This is a genomic window from Aeromonas sp. SCS5, from assembly GCF_001887375.1.
Lineage (GTDB): Bacteria > Pseudomonadota > Gammaproteobacteria > Enterobacterales > Aeromonadaceae > Aeromonas > Aeromonas jandaei.
Genome location: NZ_LFCS01000009.1, coordinates 1 through 23064, shown reverse-complemented (window position 1 = coordinate 23064; position 23064 = coordinate 1). Strand labels below are relative to the sequence as shown.

The 23064-nt window shown below is 59.8% G+C and carries 17 protein-coding genes; 5 read left to right on the top strand and 12 right to left on the bottom strand.

The window, feature by feature from the left end:
- Positions 1-186: 186 nt before the first annotated feature.
- Positions 187-813, top strand: coding sequence for a porin family protein (locus BS300_RS12885; protein ID WP_041210059.1), 627 nt, complete (start codon positions 187-189; stop codon positions 811-813).
- A gap of 71 nt (positions 814-884) precedes the next feature.
- On the opposite strand, the gene BS300_RS12880 is transcribed toward BS300_RS12885, so the two are convergent.
- From BS300_RS12880 to BS300_RS12840, 10 genes are all read right to left on the bottom strand, one after another.
- A complete protein-coding gene (locus tag BS300_RS12880; protein ID WP_071913228.1) occupies positions 885-1883 on the bottom strand; it encodes a diguanylate cyclase in 999 nt (332 codons plus the stop codon).
- A gap of 448 nt (positions 1884-2331) precedes the next feature.
- Entirely contained in the window at positions 2332-2982 is a 651-nt protein-coding gene (locus tag BS300_RS21125; protein ID WP_143241786.1) for a hypothetical protein, read from the bottom strand.
- 376 nt (positions 2983-3358) lie between these two features.
- Positions 3359-4054 (bottom strand): hypothetical protein, encoded by a 696-nt coding sequence (locus BS300_RS12875; protein ID WP_192849745.1) that lies wholly within the window; start codon positions 4052-4054, stop codon positions 3359-3361.
- 14 nt (positions 4055-4068) lie between these two features.
- Entirely contained in the window at positions 4069-4296 is a 228-nt protein-coding gene (locus BS300_RS12870) for a DUF2188 domain-containing protein (RefSeq protein WP_071913226.1), read from the bottom strand.
- 180 nt (positions 4297-4476) lie between these two features.
- Positions 4477-6540, bottom strand: a complete 2064-nt coding sequence (recD, locus tag BS300_RS12865) for an exodeoxyribonuclease V subunit alpha (protein WP_071913224.1) — start codon at positions 6538-6540, stop codon at positions 4477-4479.
- A complete protein-coding gene (gene recB, locus BS300_RS12860; protein ID WP_071913222.1) occupies positions 6537-10145 on the bottom strand; it encodes an exodeoxyribonuclease V subunit beta in 3609 nt (1202 codons plus the stop codon). Before recB ends, recD begins: the two co-directional genes overlap by 4 nt.
- The gene (gene recC / locus BS300_RS12855; protein ID WP_071913220.1) at positions 10145-13498 is read right to left on the bottom strand and encodes an exodeoxyribonuclease V subunit gamma; all 3354 of its coding nucleotides are present in this window, start codon (positions 13496-13498) and stop codon (positions 10145-10147) included. The genes recB and recC overlap by 1 nt, the downstream gene beginning before the upstream one ends.
- A gap of 257 nt (positions 13499-13755) precedes the next feature.
- The gene (locus tag BS300_RS12850; RefSeq protein WP_071913217.1) at positions 13756-14148 is read right to left on the bottom strand and encodes a DoxX family protein; all 393 of its coding nucleotides are present in this window, start codon (positions 14146-14148) and stop codon (positions 13756-13758) included.
- 38 nt (positions 14149-14186) lie between these two features.
- Positions 14187-14873, bottom strand: coding sequence for a pirin family protein (locus tag BS300_RS12845; protein WP_071913212.1), 687 nt, complete (start codon positions 14871-14873; stop codon positions 14187-14189).
- Positions 14874-14903: 30 nt separating this feature from the next.
- Positions 14904-15236 carry a hypothetical protein gene (locus BS300_RS12840; RefSeq protein WP_041210051.1) on the bottom strand — a complete coding sequence of 111 codons (333 nt, stop codon included), beginning with the start codon at positions 15234-15236 and terminating at the stop codon, positions 14904-14906.
- 258 nt (positions 15237-15494) lie between these two features.
- Here BS300_RS12840 and BS300_RS12835 point away from each other — a divergent pair, with 258 nt between their 5' ends.
- A complete protein-coding gene (locus BS300_RS12835) occupies positions 15495-16412 on the top strand; it encodes a LysR family transcriptional regulator (RefSeq protein WP_071913210.1) in 918 nt (305 codons plus the stop codon).
- An 82-nt stretch (positions 16413-16494) separates the two neighbouring features.
- Here the strand turns inward: BS300_RS12835 and BS300_RS12830 are convergent, their stop codons facing one another.
- Positions 16495-16842, bottom strand: a complete 348-nt coding sequence (locus tag BS300_RS12830; RefSeq protein ID WP_071913208.1) for a hypothetical protein — start codon at positions 16840-16842, stop codon at positions 16495-16497.
- Positions 16843-17040: 198 nt separating this feature from the next.
- Between BS300_RS12830 and BS300_RS12825 the strand changes: the two genes are divergently transcribed.
- From BS300_RS12825 to BS300_RS12815, 3 genes are all read left to right on the top strand, one after another.
- Positions 17041-17763 carry a response regulator gene (locus BS300_RS12825; protein WP_041210048.1) on the top strand — a complete coding sequence of 241 codons (723 nt, stop codon included), beginning with the start codon at positions 17041-17043 and terminating at the stop codon, positions 17761-17763.
- Between the two features lie 33 nt (positions 17764-17796).
- A complete protein-coding gene (locus BS300_RS12820; protein WP_071913205.1) occupies positions 17797-19158 on the top strand; it encodes an ATP-binding protein in 1362 nt (453 codons plus the stop codon).
- 139 nt (positions 19159-19297) lie between these two features.
- Positions 19298-20710 carry a sensor domain-containing diguanylate cyclase gene (locus BS300_RS12815; RefSeq protein ID WP_071913203.1) on the top strand — a complete coding sequence of 471 codons (1413 nt, stop codon included), beginning with the start codon at positions 19298-19300 and terminating at the stop codon, positions 20708-20710.
- A 45-nt stretch (positions 20711-20755) separates the two neighbouring features.
- Here BS300_RS12815 and BS300_RS12810 read toward each other — a convergent pair whose 3' ends face one another.
- The gene (locus tag BS300_RS12810; protein ID WP_071913201.1) at positions 20756-22708 is read right to left on the bottom strand and encodes a ligand-gated channel protein; all 1953 of its coding nucleotides are present in this window, start codon (positions 22706-22708) and stop codon (positions 20756-20758) included.
- Positions 22709-23064 lie beyond the last annotated feature (356 nt).

Below are 23064 nucleotides of genomic sequence, written 5' to 3'. Positions count from 1 at the left end.
AATTACCCAGTTATTGTTTGTGCCGATTTTTATTTGTAGAAAATCACCGCCGGCACACGGGTTGTTATTGAAAAACGAGCTGACTATACTGCGCCGCCTCGAATACAGGAGTGCAGGAAATATTAATAACTTTCATGGATGAAAGAGTTCAATCACACGCAGTTCACACATCAGGACAGATAATCCATGAACAAGTTTAACAGTGCAGTTGCCCTCTCCCTGCTCGGTCTCACCCTCAGCGGCGCCGCGTGTGCCGAGGGCTGGTATCTCGGTCTGGATCTCACCACCTCCAAAATGGATCTGGATGGCGTGGCCCAGCAAGCACACGACGCCAGCATCATCGACGACCAGCTCGACGGTGGCAGCCTGATCGTCGGCTACCACCTCAACGACTGGCTGGCCATCGAAAGCGGTCTGCATGCCCAGCGCATGAGCCAGCTGATGTGGATCACCAGCCCGGGCCTGACCGGCTTCACCGACACCACCATCGACACCCGCAGCATCAGCCTGGCCGCCAAGCTGAGCCAGCCGCTGGCCTGGGGCTTCAGCGCCTATGCCAAGCCGGGCGTGGCTTACACAAGCACCGAAGTCGAGATGATCGGCAACGGCACCATCCTTGGCATGAGTGTTCAGGGTCGCCGCAGCGAGACCAAGGGCACCGTTCACCCCAATCTGGAAGTGGGTATCGACTACGCCTTCAACGACCATATCTCCGCCGGGATCGGTTACGAGCGCCAGTTCAACGCCATGACCCTGGGTGACGATCACTACTCCCTCGACACCCTCAAGCTGGGCATTCGCTACCACTTCTAAGGCGGCCGCGCTCCCATGCAAAAGGGCCGCAGGTTTCACGCCTGCGGCCCTTTCCATTTGCCATCCCGCCCTCAGCAGATCCGGTTCTTGCCCTGCAGCTTGGCCTGATAGAGCGCCCGATCGGCGCGCACCATCAGGCTCTCCTTCTGCTCATCCTGCTCATACTCCGCCAGCCCGAAACTCAGGGTCGCCGGGCCGTGAGGGCAGATCGTCTCGCGCTGCAGCAGCAGCTGGAACTTGCTCGCCACCAGTTGCGCCTCGGCATGACGGGTATTGGGCAGCACCACCATAAACTCGTCCCCGCCCCAGCGGGCCAGCAGATCGATCTCGCGAATATGGCGGCGGATCAGCGCCACTATGTTGATCAGGGTCTGATCCCCGGTGTGGTGGCCATAGCTGTCGTTGATCTGCTTGAAGTTGTCCACATCCATGGCGATCACCGTGAAGGGCTGATGGAAGCGCCGTGCCCGCTCGCACTCCAGCTGCAACGCCCGCTCCAGCCGATAACGGCTGGCGGCGCCGGTCAGCGCATCGGTCTCTGCCAGCAGGCGATTCTCGTCCACTTTGCGTTTCAACTCCTCGTTAAGCCGCGCCAGCTCGGCGGTGCGCTCGGCGATCAGCTGCTCCAGCGAGTGGTTGCGCCGCTCCAGCTGCTCCTGCAGCAGCTTGCTGGCGTGGATATTGCGATGGGCGCCGATCATCCGCGCCACCGAGCCATCAGGATTGCGGGCAATAATGTGGCCGCAATCCTCAATCCAGAGGTAGTCGCCATCGCGGGTGCGGCAACGATACTCGGCGCGATACTCATGGGCGCTGCCATTGAGGCAGAGATCGAACTTCGCCATCACCGCCGCAATGTCATCGGGATGGATCACGCTCTCCCAGGTAAAGACGGTATTGCCGAGGGAGTGCGGTTCATAGCCCAGCATCTGATACCAGCCGGGATTGCGATAGACAAAGCCGGTATTGGCATTCCAATCCCAGATGCCGTCGCTGATCACCTCCAGAATCCCGTGTACCACAGACTCGCTGAGGTCGGAGATCCTGACCGGATCACTCTCTTTGCCCATATGAGGTCATCCTCTCTTCTTGCCTGCGTCACTCTTGCCTGCCCACCAAACGGCGTTGTCGAGTCGGCGTGAAGCGCTACCTTGGCACACGGCGAAAATCCTGTCAGCCAGAATGCCACTCTCCCCCTGCTATCCGGTTATCGGCTGCTCGCTCTGCATGATAAATGGGCTGTTCAGGGCGTCAGCAAGTGTGGCTCAAGTGCAGCCCATTTGCTGACCAATACCCAGAGGCAGCCGTGATGGGGAGTAGACAGAAGGGAAATAGGCAGAGCGTCTACGTAGGGTGTAATAAGCGAAGCGCATTACACCTTTTGCCAGCTCAATATCAGCGGTGCAATTCACTTCGTTCTTTGCACCCTACCCGCCCTCACCCTGCCCTCTCCCGGAGGGAGAGGGAATGCAGCATCGGAAATATGCTCGCCAGCCACATAGGTTCGATTAGAGAAACTTAATCTGGGCGCGGGAACGAGATTACCCTCTTATTTAGTTGCTGGAGAGCGGTTGGCGGTGAGGGGATAGAAAAGTAAGATTTTTCTGGATATACCTTGTAGCTCTCCAGGTATGACCCAGCCTCATTAACCCGAGTTTTCACCCATACCTCACCATAATCCCGAATCCGTTCCTTTCCAAGCTTATTATTACTGTAACAAATATTGAACCAATTCCCAGTATGCTTATCTTTTATCTTTAAGCCTGCCTCACAATTCCCGCTTTTACCTTTGGATGGTCCGGGGTGAACCACTTTATATTCCGTGTCATAACTAATTATTTTATCTGGATAAAAATAGACGTACATATCATAGCCACTCCATGACGATATAAACATCATAAAAAAACAATAACCAAAGGCTTTTGTGATATGTTTTAATGCGTCGCGACTGGGACATCGAAAAGCAGTGAATATCGCACCAACCAATCCAAACAGCGCACTGATAGTAATATAGGTGAGCAACTCAGGAACCGAGTCAGCAATAACAGTATTATCTGACAAAAACCATTGAAATAATATATTTGCCTGCCATAGAACAGATAACAATATAACACCAACACCAAGCAACTTTGCTTTTCGCCGCTCGTTTTCGAAACTATGAATTGTCATTTTACTGCCTGATTTATCATTAAAAAAAGAACAGCATTCGACAATTTTGCATGATAAATATGAGTGGTGCAATTCACTTCGTTCATTGCACCCTACCCGATTTTACGAAATGGGTATTGTGTCAACCTGCTCCCCTCACCCTAGCCCTCTCCCGGAGGGAGAGGGGATCATCCAGCATCAGGGATATGGCGTTGGCAATGGCGTGTATAACCACGGCGCCAAACCTCCCTTCTCCCGTTTATTAGAAAAGGAGGAGAAGGGTCGGTGATGAGGGGCAGGAAAAAAGAGTGCACGCGGTAAACGTTGGGCTTCGCTACTCTCAGCCACAACCAACATAATCGGTAGGTTGGTGCTGAGCCTGCGAAACACAACAGTGTTATGTTGTAAGTTGGGCTGAGTCTACGACAGCTAACTTACGAGATACAATATTATCTTCAGTAACTGCTTGGCTAGAACCGTTATTAGTATGACTTAACCAAATTTCTATATGCCTAATAATCTCAACAATTTGAAGATCATCAACTGAGTCATGCCCATCATTTTCAACAGCTTGGTCATATAGATAGGCATTGAACTCATTAAACTTTGCCCAAATCTTATTACCACTATCAGTCAAAATATTCTCGGTAACAACAAACCAATCTCTCACTGCCTTTATGGCTAATGCCGGCTCATTATTATGATTTTTTATATCAGAACCTGATAAATCTGACAATGCTTTCTGATAACGATACTTTTCCTCTTCCAGTATCAATATCTGCTTATTTGACCATATTCCTTCCTTAAATTTTTTCGCTCCAAAATCTATACCTAGCTCGAAAGGCATATTCATTCGAAAATGCTCATCTTTATCGGATGATATGATTCGAGACAAATCATGAATCCCAAACTTAGACTCTTCAATTAATTTTACTATTTTCGATATGCGAGATTCTGCGGAATCCATGCTTTCCAATGAAAGACGAGGTATATATCCAAGATATTTAATAGTAAAAACTATAGATAGTAGTAATTGTCTATAATTATCATCAAATGGGCAATTTACAAAAACGTTCTTGTTAAAGTTCTCCATAGGATTATTTTTCCTTAGCCTTTCGGTGGGAAAGGATCTTTACCGTAACTATTTTTCTCCCTTATTCTCCCGTCTTTGCCATGAACATAAAGCTCCGTATTTTGGTTCTTGGCGACCTCTTTAGCCCATTGAATGGCATCAGCTTGAGTATCAAAGTGTTTAGATGCCCTATCTGCACCACTTTTCTTGACATCCCATCCACCATTGACATTACTGACCACATGCTGTGACTGCTTACTCATAACATCTCCTTGGTAAAATCACTTAAATATTTCATGCATCAACTTTGGAAACACGACATAAAGCTATCCAATAGAATCTTTAACTTGTAGCTGGTTGTCCAGATGATTTTTTAGGGTCATATGGTCGATTACGATTCGCTAATCAAACAACGGTAAATCCCTTTACCGCTGTCCAATAGTTCACTCCCCCAACCTCTCCGCCAATCCGGAATAACGCTCGGTCTTTTTCCGTACCGCCTGTGCCAGCAGGGCGCGATCGCCGTAGAGATCGAGCTGGGCCTTGGCGCGGGTGATGCCGGTATAGACCAGCTCGCGGGTCAGCAGCGGGCTGGGGCTGTCGGGCAACACCAGCACGGTATGGGCAAACTCCGATCCCTGGGATTTGTGGATGGTCATGGCGTAGACCGTCTCGTGGGGCGGCAGCCGGCTGGGCAAAAGCGCCCGCAGGGTGCCATCCGGCTGCTCAAACCAGACCTTGAGCCGGCCGGTTTCATCGGGCAGGCAGAGCCCCATATCGCCGTTGTAGAGGCCGACCCCGTGGTCGTTGCGCACCACCATCACCGGGCGACCGGCATACCAGTCGCCATCGCGGGCAATCAGGCCTGCCCGTGACAGGGCCAGTTCGAGCCGCTCGTTTAGCCCCAGCACCCCGAACGGGCCATCGCGCAGGGCGCAGAGGATCTGGAAGCTGTTGAATGCCTTGAATACGGCGGCGGGCGCTTCCCCCGCGCGGGCCGCCTTCAGATAGCTGCCGTAACCGGCCACCCCCTGGGCAATCAGGGCATCGTAGGCCTCCCCCGCCCAGGGGTGCAGGCTGATATCGGCAAAGCCCATGCCCCAGACAGCTTCCACCGCCGTGGCATCGCCGCTGTTGCAGGCGCGCGCCAGCTGACCGATGCCGGAGTGCTGATCAAAGCGCCAGCTCTTGGCCAGCAAGCAGAGGCTGTCGCGCACCGGCGCCCCCGCGGGCGTACCCTGCAAGCGGTAGCCGGTCTGGCGGGAGAGCCAGTCCGCCTGCGCCGGGCTGATGCCCTGCTCGATAAAGCTGCAGATATCGCCGAGCACGGCCCCCGCCTCCACCGAGGCGAGCTGATCCTTGTCACCGAGCAGGATCAGGCGGGCGTGGCTTGGCAACGCATCGAGCAGGCGCGCCATCATCGGCAAATCGACCATGGAGGCCTCATCCACCACCAGCAGGTCGAGGTGCAGCGGGTTGCCCGCGTGGTGGCGGAACTGGCTGCGCCCCGGTATGACCCCGAGCAGCCGGTGCAGGGTGCCCGCTTCGGTGGGGATCGCCTCCACCCACTCGGGGGGCAGATCGAGGGCCTGCAGGGCAGAGCCGATACTCTCGGTGAGGCGCGCCGCCGCTTTGCCGGTGGGGGCCACCAGCCGGATCGCCGGGGCTTTGCCTGCTTGCAGGCCGGTCTCCACCAGAATGGCGAGCAGTTTGGCAACCGTGGTGGTCTTGCCGGTGCCGGGGCCGCCGGAGATCACCGCAAAGGGGCGCGCCGCCGCGGTGGCCGCCGCCAGCTTCTGGCCGTTGCAGCAGAGCGCCTCGGGCACCAGCGCATCCAGTTTGCTCAAGTCGCTCGCCGCCTGGGCGCTGGCCAGCAGCCCTTCGATGGCGGGCCAATCCACTTCATTGGGGAACACCAGATCCAGATACTTTTCGATAAAGTGGCGAGCCGAGAAGTCGGGGGCGAGGCGGGCTTTGAGCAGCGCCGCGAACACCAACCCGTAGTCGCGGGCAAACAGCCGCGACAGAGCCGGTGCAATCTCCGGCCATTCGGCTCGTTCACTCAAAGCGCGCAGATGGCGGGCTACCCCCAGTTCAAAATCGTGGTAACGAGTGAGATAGAGCCGACCGTGCCACAGCCGCAGCGGCCAGCGCGGGGCAAGCCCGTCATCCTGTTCGGTACCCACGAGCGGGCTTGCCGCAAACAGGGCGGGCCAGCGGGCAGGATCCGCCAGATCCAGCAACAGATCCCGGCTCTGCTGGGGATCCAGCCCGAACGGGCGCAGTGATCCAGCGATGAGCATCTCCAGCGGCAGGCAGACATGGCCGCGCCCCAGCTCGAAGCAGGTGAGCGCCGCCCCCAGCACCAGCTCGGGGCTGCCGCCAAGGTCTGCCACCAGCCGGGCAAATTGCAGATCCAGCTGGCGGATGCGGCCAGCCAGCGCCAGTGTTTTGAGCCGTTCAACCATCATTGCGCTGGCTGCGGTGCTGATCATGGTGCCGCTCATGCCTCTACCTCGTTTAATTCTGCTGATGAAACACCGCCAGAGCGATCACCATTTCTAAACAACTCATCCAACCCCAGCACCAGTTCACGGCTCGGGCGGGTATGGAAAATGCCCCCCTGCGGCATGCCGCGCAGGAACAGATAGAAAACGCCGCCAAAATGCTGCTCGAAGTCGTATCCCGGCAGGCGCAGGGTGAGCAGCCGGTGCAGCGCCAGCGAGTAGAGCTGGTATTGCAGGTCGTAGCGGTGCTCGGCCATCGCCCGCTCCAGCGCCGGACGGCTGTAATCGGCGGGGCTCATGCCGAGGTGGTTCGATTTGTAGTCGAGCAGATACCAGCGCCCCTGCCACTCGAACACCAGATCGATAAAGCCCTTGAGCATCCCCTGCACGGTGGCAAAGCTGAGCGGCTTGTTGCCCCGCGACAGCGGGTCGTGCTGCTGGCAGAGGGCGGTCAGCGCCGGTGCCGTCACCCGTCCCATGGGCAGGAAGAACTCCAGCTCCACCTGTTTGCGATCCGCGCTCAAGTCCCGCAGCCGCACCGGCTCACCAAAGCCCGTTTCCAGCGGGGTATCCAGCACCGCTTCGACCTGCTGTTGCAACACCGGTGCCCAGCTCTCATCAAAACCATCCTGCGCCAACAGCGCGGCGATATGCTCTGCCAGCGAGTCGCCCGCGGCGCTTTGAAAGTCGATGGTCTCGAACAGGCTGTGCAGCAGGGTGCCGGGGCGCGCCCCTTTCGGGAAGGTGAAGATGGAGGGCTGGGGCGCCTCCTCAGGTTGCTCGGAAGCCAATGCAGCCGCCTCGGTGACGACCTCGTCATCGAAGCCGGGGTTGGCGAGCACGCCCTTGCTGTGACCGTGCCCCTGCGCTGCCAGCCCGGAGTAGGAGCTGATCCACCAGTCCCGCTCAAGGGAACCGCTAAAGTGGCGCACCTGCGGCTCGCCCAACTGCTCCTCCTCTGGCGGCAGCGGGGCCGGACGGGTGAGCGAGGGCTCACCGACGGCCACCCCGGGCAGCGCCTGTGCCAGCTCGGTGAGGGCGGTCGCCAGCGTCTGCGCATCCCCCTCTTCGCCCTTTTGCAGCAGGTAGCCGATGGCGGTGTGGTGCAGGTCGGTCTTCTCCGACTTGCCCGCCCCCGCCCGCACCGGCGCCAGCCCCAGCCAGGTGGCGTAGACGCCCCGGGTCAGCGCGACATAGAGCAGCCGCAAATCTTCGGCAAGGCGCTCCCTGTCCGCTTCGGCGAGCGACGAGTCGGCGCCGGTCAGATCGAGAATGGTGCGATTGCCCGCCTCGTCCGCCTCGTGATAGAGCGGGGTCTCGGCGGTTCTGTGGCTGCAGATAAAGGGCAGGAATACCAGCGGGTACTCCAGCCCCTTGGATTTGTGGATGGTGACGATCTGCACCAATTTCCGCTCGGATTCGAGACGCAGTACCTGCTCCGCATCCTGCCCGTTGGGGCGGCTCACCGCCTCACCCAGCCAGCGCAGCAGGGCGTACTCCCCGTCCAGCTCGCTGCTCACCTGTTGCAGCAGCTCGCCGAGATGGAGGAAGTTGGTCAGCCGCCGCTCGCCATAGGGGCTCGCCAACAGCGAAGAGGCGAGATTGCGCCGGTGCAGCAGGGCCCTCAGCATCGCCAGCACGCCGCGGCGGTGCCAGATCTTGCGGTACTCCATAAACTCCTGCACCGCGCTCTCCCACGCCCGCTCGTCGCTGGCAAGCCCATCGAGCGCCTTGGCGTCGAGATCAAACAGGCCGGTGGCGAGCGCCGCCCGCAGGCTGCGCTCTTCGCTCGGGTTCTGGCAGGCGTGCAAAATCAGCAAAATCTCCCGCGCCTCCGTCTGCTCCAGCACGCTCTCGCGGTTCGACAGATAGACGGAGGCGATGGCGAGGCGCGCCAGCTCCTGCTGCACCAGCTTGCCCTCGGCGCCGGTGCGCACCAGCACGGCGATATCTCCGGCCTTCACCGCCTTGTCGCCGATCAATGCCTTGCCCTCGCGGGCCAGGGTCAACAGGCGGTGGATCTCGGCGGCGGTGGCGCGGGCCATCTTGCTCTGGTAATCCCCCCGGTTGAAGGTGGGTTGGCCGCTCAGCTGCCAGCAGTGGAGCACCGGCGCGGTGGCGCCATCGAGCAGCAGCGCCTTGCTCTTGCCCTGCGCCTCCACCGGCAGGAAGGGGATATCCGCCTCGTAGATAAAGGGATCCTTGGCCCGCTCGAACAGGCCGTTGACCGCCCCCACCAGCGCACTGCTGGAGCGCCAGTTGCGCCCGAGGGTGTAGTGGGCGCTCACATTTCGCCGCGCCTGAATGTAGGTAAAGATGTCGGCGCCGCGAAAGCCGTAGATGGCCTGCTTGGGGTCACCGATCATCAATAGCGCCGTGTCTGTGTGACCGCCGTAAAGCCGATGGAAGATGCGGTACTGCTGGGGATCGGTATCCTGAAATTCGTCGATCATCGCCACCCGATAGGTGGCGCGAATGCGCTCGCAGAGCCGCTCGCCAAGGCTGGAGCCGAGCGCCCCGTCGAGATCTTTGAGCAGGTCATCGAACGAGAGCTGATGGGCCTGCCGCTTGCTGGCCTGCATCCGGCTACGCACTACTTTGGCCGCCCGTTGCAGGATGAGATCCCGAATACCGGGGCGACTCGCCAGCAGCTCGTCTATCTGACTGAACAGCGGCAGGGTCGGCACTGCGCCCCCCTTCTTGAGGTTCTCCTCCAGCACCGTCTGGCCGAAGCGCTCCAGCTCCTTGGGGATGGCGTAGCCACTGCTCTCGTCCTGTGCCCAGTCGGCTATCTTGGCAAGCCACCCTTCGTAGTTCTTGCCGGTGTAGCGGCTGATCTGGCCGTCGGTCTGGCGGCGGATCTCATCCATCTGCGCCAGCCATTCGCTCTTCACCGCTGCGATGCGGCTCATGGCCGCCTGATGGCGGGAGGCGAGGGTCTCGTCCCCCAGCGCGGGGTGGATCTCCAGCTCGCTGTTGTCGAGCCAGCTGCCCATCTCCCGCAGCAGGGCGGCGGGGCTCGGCCAGAGCGCGCGCACCGCGCTGGCGAGGGACTTGTCCACCGGATAGAACTCGGCGCGCCAGTAGTCGCTCACCGCCTGCAGCCTGAGCTGACTGTCGTCGGTGAGAAATTCGGTCTCAAAGAGGGCACCCGACTCGAAGGCGTTCTGTTTCAGCATCCGCTGGCAGAAGCCGTGGATGGTAAAGACCGCCGCCTCGTCCATCTGGCGCTCGGCGGCCAGCAGGCGACGGGCCGCCAGCTCGTGATCCGCCACCTCTGCCAGCAATTGGGCCAGCAGGGCATCATTGCTATGGCCGCGCATAAAGGCGAGCCGCGCCTCGTGGATGCGACCGCGGATCCGCCCGCGCAGCTCGGCGGTGGCCGCTTCGGTAAAGGTCACCACCAGAATTTCGGTCACCGAGAGCGGCCGTTCATGGGCGCTCGGCTGACCCACATCGGCCCCCTCTTCGACGAGCGGGCCATGGCCCAGCAGCAGGCGCAGGTAGAGACCGGCGATGGTGTAGGTCTTGCCGGTACCGGCGGAGGCTTCGATCAGTCGTTCACCATGGAGGGGAAAACGCAGGGTATTGAGCGGGTTAGCCATTATTTCAGCTCCTCCAGGGTCTTGAGCAGCGGGGTCAGGTGTTCGCGAGCCAGCGCCTGCAACTGCCCCAGCACCTCGTCATCGAGTTCGGGGAAGCAGCGGGCAACGTAAACGTCTTGCCCCTCCCCATTGATCATCCAACCGCCGTTGAAACGGGTGAGGGCCGCCTTGTCGGCCGCCTCCGGCTTGTCGGGATCCTTCTCGATCGCCTTGAGCCAATCCCAGGCGGTGTTGGGGAAGAAGGGCAGCGGCCGCTTCATCCCCTGCGCCCAGCACGCCACCAGCGCCGCCAGCTTGGGCCGCGCCTCGTCGGCAGCGAGCTTGGCTAACCGCAGACTCTGTTTGGCATCGAACAACAGGGTGTCGCCGGGGGCGCCGCTCAATGAGAGGCAGAGGTGCTGGATCCAGCCCAGCAGCAGATCCTTGCCGTTGAAGCTGCCGGGTTTGACCACCAGCAAGCGCCCCTTCTGGGTGTCGACCCACCCTTGCAGCTGACCCTGAGTCAGCGAGATATCGATCTCCACCGCCTGCTTTTCTGACTCATTGGCCGCAACCCATGGCCGCAGCCGATCCGCCAGCTTGCCCATCTCGGCATCCAGATCGTCCAGCAGCAGGCTGCCGAACCACCCTTGCGGCAGCAGGCCGGTGAGCTGCAACCGCTCGCGGCGCTCGGTACTTTCACCTTCCGCCAGATGGGCATCGAGCAGCAGATCTTTCAGCTGATAATGTTGCAGGCCATCCAGCTCGAACGGCTCGCTGTCCTCGATGTTGGCCTCGTTCAGTTCAAACCACACCTTGAGGCGACGGTTGAGGAAATATTTGGTGGGCTGGCGATAGAAGCGCAGCAGCTCCGCCAGCTCCAGCCCCTGCTCCTTTCCCCATTCGGGAGGCAAAGGCAGCTCGCCACTCTGGAAGTTGGCCGCGCCGCGCACCGGATTGAGGGCTGGCAGCCAGTCGGCGGCATAGGTAAAGAGGCGCGATCCCGGCTCCGGGTAGAAGTAGTTGCGGCTGTAGGGGGTGAGCGGATGCACCACCATCAGGTGGTTGAGCAGCCGCTTGCCGGAGGTTTCGTCATCGAGATCCTCATCCCCCGCCAGCACAAAGCCCTGCCGCACATAGTCGATCAGCTCCGCCAGCAGCACCGACGGCACCTTGTCGCTGTTGTCCTGCGCGCTGAAGCCCTGATAGCTGATATAGAGCCCCTGCTGGGCACTCAGCAGCGCCTCGAGGAAGAGGTAGCGGTCATCATCGCGACGGGAGCGATCCCCACGCCGCGACGCTACCGCCATCAGGTCGAACCCCATGGGGGCCAGGGTGCGCGGGTAGACGCCATCGTTCATGCCGAGCAGACAGACCTGCTTGAAGGGGATGGAGCGCATCGGCATCAGGGTGCAGAAGTTGACCTGACCGGCGAGGAAGCGCTGGCTGGAACGGGACTCCCCCAGCACGCTGCCGAGGTAATCCTGAAGCAGATCTGCGCTGATGGGCTGCTCGAAGCGAGCCTCGCCAAGCCGGGTCTGCCACTCGGCCAGCTGGCTGCGAATAAGCTGGAGCTGACGCTCTTCATCCTCGTCGGCCAGATAGAAGCGCTCCAGCAGCGCCAGCAGGCAGGCGTTCCACTCGGCCAGCGGCTGCGCCTGTTGCAGCCGGGGCAAGAATTCGGCCAGCGAATCGACAAACCAGGCGAGCTTGCCGAGTGCCAGCCCCTGCTGCCCCTCGATATCGGCATAAGGCAAGATGCCCACCACCGGCTCGCCATCCCCCATGGCGAAGCCGAGCAGCATGCGGCGCAGGCCGAACAGCCAGCTGTTGCCGGACATGGGCGGCAGATCGAAGCGGACTGGGTAACCGTCATCCAGCCCCCAGCGGATGCCGGTCTCCTGCACCCAGACCCGCAGCTGGTTGAACTCGTCGTCATCCAGCTCGAAGCGGCGCAGCACAGCGGGCACCTCGAGAATGGCGAGCAGCTCCCCTGCCCCGAAACGGGCGTTGGGCAGCCTGAGCAGGGCGAGGAAGCTTTGCAGCAGCGGGCTCTCCTGACTCGCAGCCCGATCCGAGACCGCAAACGGGATCTGACCGCGCGCGCCAAACACCGCCTGAATGTAGGGGCCGTAGCTGTTCACATCCGGCATCATCACCACCACATCTTTCGGGGTGAGGGTCGGGTCCTGCTCGAACAGCGCCAGCAGCCGGTCGTGCAACACTTCCAGCTCCCGCATCGGGCCGTGGCAGGCGTGGATCTGCAAGGATCCATCCGCCGGATCGATGGGGCTCTTGTGATGGCTGCTGTCGAGATCGAACTGGCCGGCGCCTCGCTCGGCCAGCTCCAGCACATCCTTCTGGATGGCGCGCAGCAGGCTGACATTGCCTTTGCCATCAACCTCGTCGATATCGACGAAGGCCTCGATTTGCGGCACCTCCAGCTCCATCAGCTGGTGCAGGTAGTCGCGCCCCAGCTTGCCCATGGAGGCGAGAAGCGGGTTGGCGGGGCCCTGCAATGTCTCGAGGTCGGTACCGGGTTTGAGCTTATTTTCGAGGCGCGCCAGCGTCTTGCGATCCAGCAGATCCCCCCAGTAGTAGCGGCAGGGGTTGGTGACGAACAGGTGCACCTCCACCTCAGGCCGACTACCGAGAGCCAGCAGCGCCTCCACATAGCGCGGCGGCAGCGCCGAAATGCCAAACACGAAGACCCGCTGTGGCAGCTTGCCCGGCAGATCGGCGGTACGCTCCAGCTCGTGGATAAACTCCTCATAGAGGTTGGCGCGGTGGTAGCCGCTCGGAGAGAGCGCCAGGGTGCGGGCCACCAGCTCGCGCCACAGCTCGGGCTGCCAATCCTGACCGCTCACCCCGGCCAGCTCCTGACTCAATCCTTCCCCCTCTTCCCAACGGGCGATCCAGTCCGGCCGATAGACCAGATACTGGTCAAAGAGATCCGCTACCTTCTGGCAGAGCTGCCACAGCCGCACCTGCTCGGGATCCTGTGCCGGATCCTCGTCCTCTCCACCGCCCAGATAGGCGGCGAGCGGGGCAAAGGCGGGGCGATCCAGCAAGGCAGGCAGAATGGTCATCAGCTGCCAGCTCATGGATCCCTTGTTGTAGGGGCTCTGGCGCGGCACATCCGCCAGCACCCGGGTGAACATCTCCCAGATAAAGCTGGCGGGCAGCGGAAAGTCGATATTGGCGGCGATGCCGAACGCCTTGGCCAGCTCCAGCTTGAGCCACTGGGCCATGCCCGGACTCTGCACCAGGATCTGCTCCCGATCGAAGGGGTGAGAGAGAGGGGCCTGCCGGATGCGGCTCACCAGCAGCTCTTTGAGCAGATCCAGCTGATTGGAGTGGTAGAGGGTAAACATGAGCAATTCCCGCCTGTGGATGAGAGGGGGCGAGGGAAAAGGCGAGCCATTTCCGTCACTTCACAAGAGAGGGAATTGTCGGGGATCGGGGGATAAGATGCAAAAGGCACTTGTGGCCAGCTGGCGGGCAAACCGCCGAACCATGAGGGGGGCCGCAGATTTGTGCAGCAGCCTCACCGACCCGGAAAACGCAGACAGAAAAAAGCCGGTGCAGGGCACCGGCCAAAAGGCATTGGAAAACTCAAACTGACTGGCTGTTACCAGTTTTTGCCGAAACGGGCATCCACACTGAAAGCCCCTGCTCCGGCCGCCGCCAGCGCCAGGAAACCACCGGCGACGGAGACGTTCTTCATAAACATCAGCATCTGCATCTGTTCGGCAGGCTGGTAGTGGAAAATAAAGGCGGCCATCAGGGTGAAACCGGCCATCAGCACCGACAGGCTGCGGGTAAACAGGCCCAGCATGATGGCGAGGCCGCCACCCAGCTCAAGCAGGATCACCAGCGGCAGGATAAAACCCGGCACTCCCATCGCTTCCATATAGCCCTGGGTGCCGGCGTAACCACCGATCTTGCCCCAGCCCGCAATCACGAACATCAGCGCCAGCAGTACACGACCCGCCAGCAGCGCTACATCTTTCATCTTGTCCATTTCACTTTCCTCGTTTAACTCGTATCGCCACTGACCAATCAGGGCAGGTCAAATAACAGGGCCTGAGTGGCACTTGTCGCAACCAACTCCCACCGGTATTCATCACGACTGAGTACCCCGTCGCCGGGTCGGGCAGCCAGACCGTTGGCGGTCAGCTCCCCTGAAATCATCTGCAGGTAACCGTGTCGGCCATCCAGTGCCCATTCAAGCGTTTCGCCCGGGGCCAGCGCCAGCCGCCATACGCGGGCCTGCTGGCGGATCACGAAGGATCCCGCCTCGCCATCCGGTGACGCCACCAGCGTCATACCCGGTCTGGACTCAATTTTCTTCTGCTGATATCCGGGTGGCGTGCCGACTTCATTCGGCTCGATCCAGATCTGCAACAGGGAGAGGGGTTCCGTCTGCGAGGGGTTGTACTCGCTGTGACGGATCCCGCTGCCTGCGCTCATCAGCTGGAAATCCCCTGCCGGGATCTGCTCGACATGGCCGAGACTGTCCTTGTGCTCTATGGTGCCTTGCAGCACGCAAGTGAGGATCTCCATATTGGCGTGAGGATGGGTGGCGAATCCGCCACCCGGCGCAACCAGATCCTGATTGATCACCCGCAGCACCGAGTGTCCCATCCACTCCGGGTCGTAGTAGTGACCGAAGGAGAAGCTGTGGCGTGCGTCCAGCCAGCCGAAGTTGGCCTTGCCTCGCGCCTCTGCGGCTCTCAATTTCATCATGGTGTGCTCCTCATCTATCCGGGGTTCGGTTTAGCGATCTTTACCACCGCCGAGACCGAACGGAATGCGATACTCGCTGCTCTCGCCAGCCAAGCTGACAGTCAGGTTGCCCTGGGTACGACCCGGGATCTTCACCTGCTGGGTGCCCATCAGGTTGGCGTGGACCGATGCCAGCAGATCGCCAGACTCGTCGCGCACTTCCAACATCGGGTTGGCTTTGCCATCCAGCGCTGCGGTGGAGTGCCACTTCACAAACAGCACACCCGGGGTGGCGTTGAAGTCAGCCGGTACGGCAGCGTGGGCGAAACCTGTGGTCATCAGGCCTGCAACGGCCAGCATCTTGATTACGTTTTTCATGTTCATTCACTCTCTTGTTTTATATGTCATTGCCAAGGCCAGCTCGGCCAGAATCAATGCATCCATGCAAGAGGTCATTCAAATAGTGTGTTGTTCTTTCACCGACATCAGACATGCCGATTTGGCCTGTCACAGTGCGGAACTTCCCGCATATTTGGCCGCCAGACGTTCCTGCCTAAGCGATGATTGAATATTAAAGGTGCTTGGCTTAACTTGTTAGCGAGATAATCTGGCGAACATATTCAAAAAAATTGAAGGTGAAAGATGGCCAAGGAGTCGAACAAGGAACGCGCACTCACCCTGGAGGCAATCCGGGTGCTGGATGCCATCGACCGCCGTGGCAGCTTCGCGGCGGCGGCCGACGAGCTGGGCAAGGTACCCTCGGCATTGAGCTACACGGTGCAAAAGCTGGAAGATGAACTGGATGCCATGCTGTTTGACCGCAGTGGCCACCGCACCAAGTTCACCCCGGCGGGGCGCATGCTGCTGGAACGCGGGCGGGTGCTGCTGGAGGCAGCCGAGCATCTGGTGGGCGAGACCCGGGCGCTGGCCCGCGGCTGGGAAACCGACATCACCATCGCCGTCGATGCGCTGGTGCCCCTGCAGGCGCTCTACCCGCTGGTAGATCGGCTGGCCGAGCAGACCGATACCCGGCTCAGACTGCGCGCCGAAGTGCTGGCGGGCAGCTGGGAGTGTCTGGAGGATGGCCGCGCCGACCTGCTCATCTCCTCCCTCAACCCGGATATCGTCATGACCGGCATCAAGCATCAGGTGCTGAAAGAGGAGGTGATGCTCTATGTCGCCCACCCCGACCACCCTCTCCATCAGGAGCCGGAGCCCCTCGCCGACGAGACCCTGCGCCGCTATCGCGCCATCGCCGTCGCCGATACCGCGCTGCGCAAGCCGGTGCTCACCTACCGCCTGCTCGACAAGCAGCCACGCCTCACCGTCAGCACCATGGCGGAGAAGCGCGATGCCCTGCTGGCCGGACTCGGCATCGGCACCATGCCGCAGAGCTGGATTGAGGAGGACATCAAGGCCGGTCGGCTCAAGGTGATCAGCCCCGAGTACCGCCATCAGCTGCAGGTGGTGCTGGCCTGGCGCCGCGATACCATGGGCAAGGCCAAAAGCTGGTTGGTGCGGGAGATCCCAAAGCTGTTTCAAAACAACGGCAGCGAATAAGCGTCGTTTTGCCATAACAAAAAGAGAGGGGGAGCAACATGCTCCCCCTCTCTCATCTTCAGCACACCTTGTCAGGTATGACTTACTGGTTCGCTTCGGCAAACTTCTTCATCGCCTCTGCGTGTTTGGTCATGCCATCGGCACGCTCGTTGAGGTTCTTGATGAACTCTGCTTTTTTGGCCGGATCCTGAATGCGATCATAGCGTTGCTTCAGGTTGGCTTCGATCTGTTCCGGCGTCATCTCCTTCATGCGCGCCATCTTGTCATGACGGCCACCGTGGTGTTTACCGCCCATCATGCCGCCATCCATCGGGCAATCCACCATGGCACCGGGCTCGGGAGCCGGGGCAGTTTGTGTGGCTGCATAGGCGCCCAGCGGCAGGCCAAGGATCAGGGTGGCGGTCATCAGAGTTTTGGTCAGCTTTTTCATGGTCTATCTCCTATCGGATGATTCGGGTTCGGCTCTCTCGCCTTGCCCTCAAGTAAACACCCGACCGGTGTCTGAACTTTGCCAGCATCGCCCTTTTTTGTAGCAGAGTGTGGCATCAGGCGGATCTGGCACACTTTGACACAAACCGCGCAACGTATTTTCGTATACTCGTGCCAACGCCAAGCAGGGGAGGTATTCATGAATCAGGGCAGCACCCACATTCTGGTGGTCGACGACCACAGCGAGATCCGCGATCTCTTGAAGCGCTTTCTGGAACAGCACGGCCTGCGGGTCAGCTGCGCCCGGGATGGTAAGGAGATGAAACGGCTGCTGGAGGAGCGGGAGTTCGATCTGCTGGTACTGGATCTGATGATGCCGGGCGAGGACGGTCTGACTCTCTGCCGCGAACTGCGCGCCAAGTCGAGCCTGCCCATCATCATGCTCACCGCCATGGGGGAAGAGACCGACCGCATCATAGGGCTGGAGATGGGGGCCGATGACTATCTGGCCAAGCCCTTCAACCCGCGCGAACTGCTGGCGCGGATCAAGGCGGTGATGCGCCGCACCCAGGCGGATAACCAACCCGCCGCCGAGACCCTGACCCGGGATCTGCGCTTCGATCGCTGGCTGCTCGATATCAATCGCCGCGAGCTGGTCGACGAGGATGGGGTGGGTCTGAGCCTCTCCACCGCCGAGTTCGATCTGCTCAAGGTGTTTCTCGAACGCCCGCAGCGGGTGCTGAGCCGGGATCAACTGCTGGATCTGGCCCGCGGCCGCGAGGCGGTGGCCTTCGATCGCGCCATCGACACTCTGGTGAGCCGGCTGCGCCGCAAGCTGGAGCGGGACCCCAAGAATCCGGAGCTGATCAAGACCATCTGGGGTGGCGGCTATATGTTCTCTGCCGATGTGACGCAGGTATAAGTAGTGAATGCACTGAAACGGCTATGGGCACGGATGTGGCCCAAGGGACTGACCGGGCAGATCATTCTGGTGGCGCTGGCGGGCTTGATCCTGATCCAGCTGCTCAGCATCCAGATCTACCGCTCGGATCGGGAGGAAGCACTCGGCTTCGTCAACAGCCGCAACGCCATGCAGCGGATCATCTCGGTGGTGCGGCTGCTCTCCCTCTCTCCCCCCTCGCTCTACGACGAGATCCTCAAGGCGAGCCGCAGCGAAACCCTGCTGCTGCGAATTGAAGGGGAGCCGATGCAGCCCGACAACCGCAGCCCCCGCTTCGAGCAGCTGGTACGCTCGCGCCTTGGCTATCCCCCCGCACTCACTATCGAGATCAGCGCCGAGCTGAAAGAGGATGCCCAGCGCAGCAAGGCCTGGGAGCACCACGCCCGCATGATGCGGGATCGCAAAGGACCACCGCCACCGCGGGACATGCGGCTCTACGGATCCATCGAACTGCCACAGGGTGGCTGGCTGCAGTTCAGCTCGCTGGTCGACAAGGAGGCCGGCAGCTGGTCATGGCAAACCACCTTCAACCTGATGCTGGTCGCCAGTCTGGTGATCGGGCTGATGGTGCTGCTGTTTCGTCGCGCTACCCGCCCCCTCAAGCAACTGGCAGGCAACGCCGAGCGACTGGGGCGCGGGGAGGATATCGAGCCCCTGAAAGAGGAGGGGCCGACCGAGATCCGCGAATCGATTCAGGCCTTCAACCGGATGCACACCCGGCTCGACCGCTTCGTGCAGGACCGAACCCGGATGTTGGCCGCCATCTCCCACGATCTGCGCACCCCCATCACCAGCCTGCGCCTGCGCAGCGAGTTTCTGGCAGATGGCGAGGACAAGGATCGCATCCAGCAGACCCTGCAACAGATGGAGCAGATGCTGGCCGCCACCCTCAGCTTTGCCCGCGAGGAGGGACAGCAGGAGGCTACGCGGGAACTGGATCTGGTCAGCCTGCTGGTCAGCCTGTGCGATGACTATGCCGATACCGGCCAGCCGGTTACCTGCCTGGCGGAAGGGAAAGAGGTCTACGCCTGCCGCGCCAACACCCTGCGCCGGGTACTGCAGAACCTCATCGGCAACGCCATCAAATACGCCGGCAGCGCCGAGGTCTCGCTGGAACGCACCCGTAGCGAGCTGTTGATCCGGGTCTGCGACCGCGGCCCGGGGATAGATCCGGCTCGACTGGAGGATGTCTTCAAGCCGTTCGTGCGGCTCGACGAGGCGCGCAATACCGAGTCCGGCAGCGTGGGGCTGGGCCTCTCCATCGCCCGCACTCTGGTACATCAACACGGCGGTGAGCTCACCCTGCTCAACCGGCCAGAGGGCGGACTGGAGGCAAGAATCAGCCTGCCGCTGTGAGCCGTCACGGTATGAGTCCTGCTCGTTACGGCAATGCAGCCATCATGTAAACTTCATCGCCAGATCCCTTGTTCTTCCTCGTTGGAGGCAGTAATAATCGGCGTCTACAGACAGTGGCTGGCAATGGATTGGAGCAGGGATGGCTTCTTCTCGGATTGGACAAGCGTTCAGGGCAGGGTGTGGTTTTCTGCTGCTCATTATTGCCCTGCACGCCTCGGGAAAAGAGCCTGAAAAGCCCCTCGTCATCACCAACTCCAAGGCGTGGCAGCCCTTCTCCTATATCAATGAGTCGGGCCAGCCAGATGGCTTGCTGATCGACCTCTGGCGCGAATATGCTCGCGTCACCGGCCAGAAGATCGAGTTCCGGCTGGTCGACTGGCAACACTCCCTCGATCTGCTGCACGAAGGGAAGGCCGATGTGCATGCCGGTCTGCTCTGGTCACCGGAGCGCGACAAGCTGTTCGACTATGGCCTCCCCCTCGCCCAGCTCGACTCCCAGCTCTTCTTCTCCAACGAGCTGCGTGGCACCGATGTCCACTACTACCTGCTCCATGAGACCGTCGGCGTCGTCGCTGGCGGTTATGAAGAGTACTACGCCAAGCGCTACTTCCCGGGCACCAAACTGCAGACCTTCGATGACAACGACACCCTGTTGGCTGCTGCCTTTCGGGGCGATATAAAGGCCTTTATCGCCGATCTGCAGGTCGCCAACTTCTACATCTATACCTCGGCAGATCCGACGCGCTTCATTCCGGTGCGCCACCTCTATACCGACCAGATCCGCTTTGCCGTCAAGAAAGGGGACCTCGCCCTGCTGGCCAAGCTCGAAGAGGGATTCGCCAGGATAAAGGAGAGTGACAGGGAGCGGATCATCCGCAAATGGATGCATGTCGAGACCGTCTACCCCATCCATCTCGGCCCCTGGCTACTGCTGGCCGCGGGCCTCATCATGGTGGCCTATATCGTGCAGCTGCGCCGGGCCGTCGCCAATCGCACGGCAGAGCTGAGCCGCGCCAATGCCCGGCTCGAAAAGCTGGCCAGCACTGATCCGCTGACGGGCCTCCTCAACCGGCGCGCCTTTATCCCGTCACTGGAGCAGCAACTGACCAGCGGCCCCCCCTGCGCTCTGCTGCTGTTCGACGTGGATCATTTCAAGGAGACCAACGATAAATTCGGCCACAACGTGGGCGACAAACTGCTGGAAAAACTGGCCGAAAGCATAGCCATCATCTTGCCGGAGCAGAGTCTGTTTGCACGCATTGGCGGTGAGGAGTTTTGCGTCCTGCTGCCGAGCGATAACCTGCAGGCGACCGGGTTGTGGGCGGCGTGCCTCTGTCAGGAAGCCAATAAAGAGCGGCTGGAGACCACACTTGGTGAAGTCACCCTTTCCATCAGCACAGGAGCAGTCTGGATTTCAGCCGGGGAGAGTATCGACACCGATCAGCTGCTGCGACAGGCAGACCAGCTGATGTATCAAGCCAAAGCCAATGGCCGCAACACCTGGCAAGCGGCGCCATATCAGGCGACCGCCTACCCGATCAATGCCCAATAAAAACGGCCGCCATCGGATGATGGCGGCCGTGAGGCATTATGTCTGTCAGAAGTTGTAGGTGACACCCAGATTGTAGCGGCGACCATCCAGCACTGTGCCATAGCTGCTGTAATCCACCGTCTTGTCGAACAGGTTGTAGACCCCGGCGGTCAGATCGAGATGCTTGTTGGCCTTGTAGACCAACCCCATGTCAAAGAAGGTATAGGAGGGCGTACCCTCCGCCATCTTGACCCGGCTCAGGTACTCGGAAGTCTCGCCACGGAAGTTGACCCGCGACCAGAGGTTGAGATCCTCGGTGGTCTGCCAGTCTACGCTGCCGTTGACCATGTGGCGTGGCATCTGGTTGAGGGCATTACCCGCCAGCGGGCCACTCTTCTGCTCGGACTGGGTAAAGGTATAGCTGCCACTGACCGACCACTTGTCGTTGATCGCCCAATCCATCATGCTCTCGACGCCACGCATGTTCGCCTTGTCGACGTTGACCCGATCGCTGATGAAGTCATAGCTGTGACCATTGAGAGTACAGGCCGGATCGCTCTTGCTGGTGCAGCGACGAACTTCGGAGATCTTGTTCTTGAAGTCGGTGTTGAATAGGGTCACCCCTGCATTGAAGCCCTGATGGCCATTCCAGAGCAGGCCAATCTCTTCACTCACGCTGGTCTCGGGTTTGAGCTCCGGGTTGCCGACCAGCATCCCATCCAGACTGCCACCGCCGGTGACCTGACCCCAGTTGGCCGCAGACATCCGCAAGTCTGGGGAGCGGTAACCGGTTGATACGCCTCCTTTCAGGGTCCAGCTCTCATTCAGATGCCAGACACCGTAGAGGCGCGGACTCCAGTGAGAGCCGTAATTCTGATCCCGATCCATGCGGGCGCCCCCTGTCAGAGCAAAGCTGTCAGTGAGTGACCACTCATCCTCGACAAACATCGCCCAGCTCCAGCGGGTCAATTGTGTGGCCGGATTGGCCACTTTCAGGTTATTACCCTGATCATGCAGATCCTCATAGCGATACTGACCACCAACGCTCAGGTAGTGATTCCCCAGAATGAACTGGGTGTGGGTATCGGCGATGGTATTGGTGAGCTCCATCTTGCGGCCGGGGTTGGTGTTGGTCTCCTGCTGCAGATAGCTGCTGGAAGAGCCGAAATCATACTGACCATCATGAGTCAGCGCATAGTTGGTGCGCTCATAACGGTTAAGGCTATCCTTCGCCTTGGCATCCAGCGAGTTGCCTGCCGTGCGATCCCTATCCTGCAAGCTGCGGCTGGCCTCCAGATCGAAGCGGTTGTGCTCGTCGGGCTTGAAGCTGAGCACGGCCGTGCCACTGCGGGTCTCCTGCTCGGCAAAGCCTTGGGTAAACTTATCCTCGCCACGATGGGCCAGCTGACCATTGAAGCGCAGCCCCAACACACCATCGATCAATGAACCTGCGGTATAGGCATCGGTCTGGAAGCTGTTGCCGGCATCTTTGTTCTCCTGGAAGGTCGAATCAGCATGAACCGAGCCCTGCCAAGCCAGACCTGTGGTCTTGCGGGTTATCACGTTAATCACGCCGCCCATGGCATCGGAGCCATAACGGGATGACATGGGGCCACGCACGACCTCAATCCGCTCGATTGCCTGCAGCGGCGGTAACCAGCCCTGTTCGATGCCGGGTCCATCGCTATTGGGGCGGGTACCACGGCTATCCACCTTTTTGCCATCAACCAGCATCAGAGTGTATTTCGAACCCATACCGCGAATGCTGATATCACTGCTGCTGCCACCACCGGTCACCACCACACCGGGAACATCCTTCAGGGCGTCAGTCACATCGCGATAGGCGCGCTTCTCCAGCTGTTCGCGAGTAATGACGGAGATAGAGGCTGCGGAATCCTCGATTTTTTGCTGAAAACCCGAGGCGGTGACAACCATCACTTCCTGTTCGGAAGCTAGGGCGTGAATAGAGAGAAGAGAACCGATCAGCAAGGCAAGCTTGCTTGGTTGTATTGTTGTCATGATTTGGCCTGAACGTTTCAAGTAGGAAAGTGGCGTATTCCCTTACTTCACTCGTTACAAGACCCGGCCTCCTGCCGGGGACGGTGATTAATAAATGCTTATTTGAAACGCAACTTATTAATCGGTCTGGATTGTAACGACCAGGACAAGATCAATCAAACAATAATCATTATCATTTGCGTAATTACAGTTAAACCTGCTCAGATGCGAAGCATCAGGCAAGATGGTTTATAACATCATGATTTATAATGATAAGTTTACTTATAGGAGAGATTGGCAGGAGCAGGTTGCAAACCTGTGCTGATAACAACAGACCAGATACCTGGATTTCAGGCAATAAAAAACCCCGCTCGATG

Excerpts from the sequence above, each read along its gene's own strand:
- recD (WP_071913224.1), bottom strand. The coding sequence starts at position 6,540 with ATGAGCGGCACCATGATCAGCACCGCAGCCAGCGCAATGATGGTTGAA.
- recB (WP_071913222.1), bottom strand. The coding sequence starts at position 10,145 with ATGGCTAACCCGCTCAATACCCTGCGTTTTCCCCTCCATGGTGAACGA.
- BS300_RS12880 (WP_071913228.1), bottom strand. The coding sequence starts at position 1,883 with ATGGGCAAAGAGAGTGATCCGGTCAGGATCTCCGACCTCAGCGAGTCT.
- BS300_RS12875 (WP_192849745.1), bottom strand. The coding sequence starts at position 4,054 with ATGGAGAACTTTAACAAGAACGTTTTTGTAAATTGCCCATTTGATGAT.
- BS300_RS21125 (WP_143241786.1), bottom strand. The coding sequence starts at position 2,982 with ATGACAATTCATAGTTTCGAAAACGAGCGGCGAAAAGCAAAGTTGCTT.
- BS300_RS12845 (WP_071913212.1), bottom strand. The coding sequence starts at position 14,873 with ATGATGAAATTGAGAGCCGCAGAGGCGCGAGGCAAGGCCAACTTCGGC.
- BS300_RS12840 (WP_041210051.1), bottom strand. The coding sequence starts at position 15,236 with ATGAACATGAAAAACGTAATCAAGATGCTGGCCGTTGCAGGCCTGATG.
- BS300_RS12825 (WP_041210048.1), top strand. The coding sequence starts at position 17,041 with ATGAATCAGGGCAGCACCCACATTCTGGTGGTCGACGACCACAGCGAG.
- BS300_RS12835 (WP_071913210.1), top strand. The coding sequence starts at position 15,495 with ATGGCCAAGGAGTCGAACAAGGAACGCGCACTCACCCTGGAGGCAATC.
- BS300_RS12885 (WP_041210059.1), top strand. The coding sequence starts at position 187 with ATGAACAAGTTTAACAGTGCAGTTGCCCTCTCCCTGCTCGGTCTCACC.
- BS300_RS12870 (WP_071913226.1), bottom strand. The coding sequence starts at position 4,296 with ATGAGTAAGCAGTCACAGCATGTGGTCAGTAATGTCAATGGTGGATGG.
- BS300_RS12815 (WP_071913203.1), top strand. The coding sequence starts at position 19,298 with ATGGCTTCTTCTCGGATTGGACAAGCGTTCAGGGCAGGGTGTGGTTTT.
- BS300_RS12810 (WP_071913201.1), bottom strand. The coding sequence starts at position 22,708 with ATGACAACAATACAACCAAGCAAGCTTGCCTTGCTGATCGGTTCTCTT.
- BS300_RS12830 (WP_071913208.1), bottom strand. The coding sequence starts at position 16,842 with ATGAAAAAGCTGACCAAAACTCTGATGACCGCCACCCTGATCCTTGGC.
- BS300_RS12820 (WP_071913205.1), top strand. The coding sequence starts at position 17,797 with ATGTGGCCCAAGGGACTGACCGGGCAGATCATTCTGGTGGCGCTGGCG.
- BS300_RS12850 (WP_071913217.1), bottom strand. The coding sequence starts at position 14,148 with ATGGACAAGATGAAAGATGTAGCGCTGCTGGCGGGTCGTGTACTGCTG.
- recC (WP_071913220.1), bottom strand. The coding sequence starts at position 13,498 with ATGTTTACCCTCTACCACTCCAATCAGCTGGATCTGCTCAAAGAGCTG.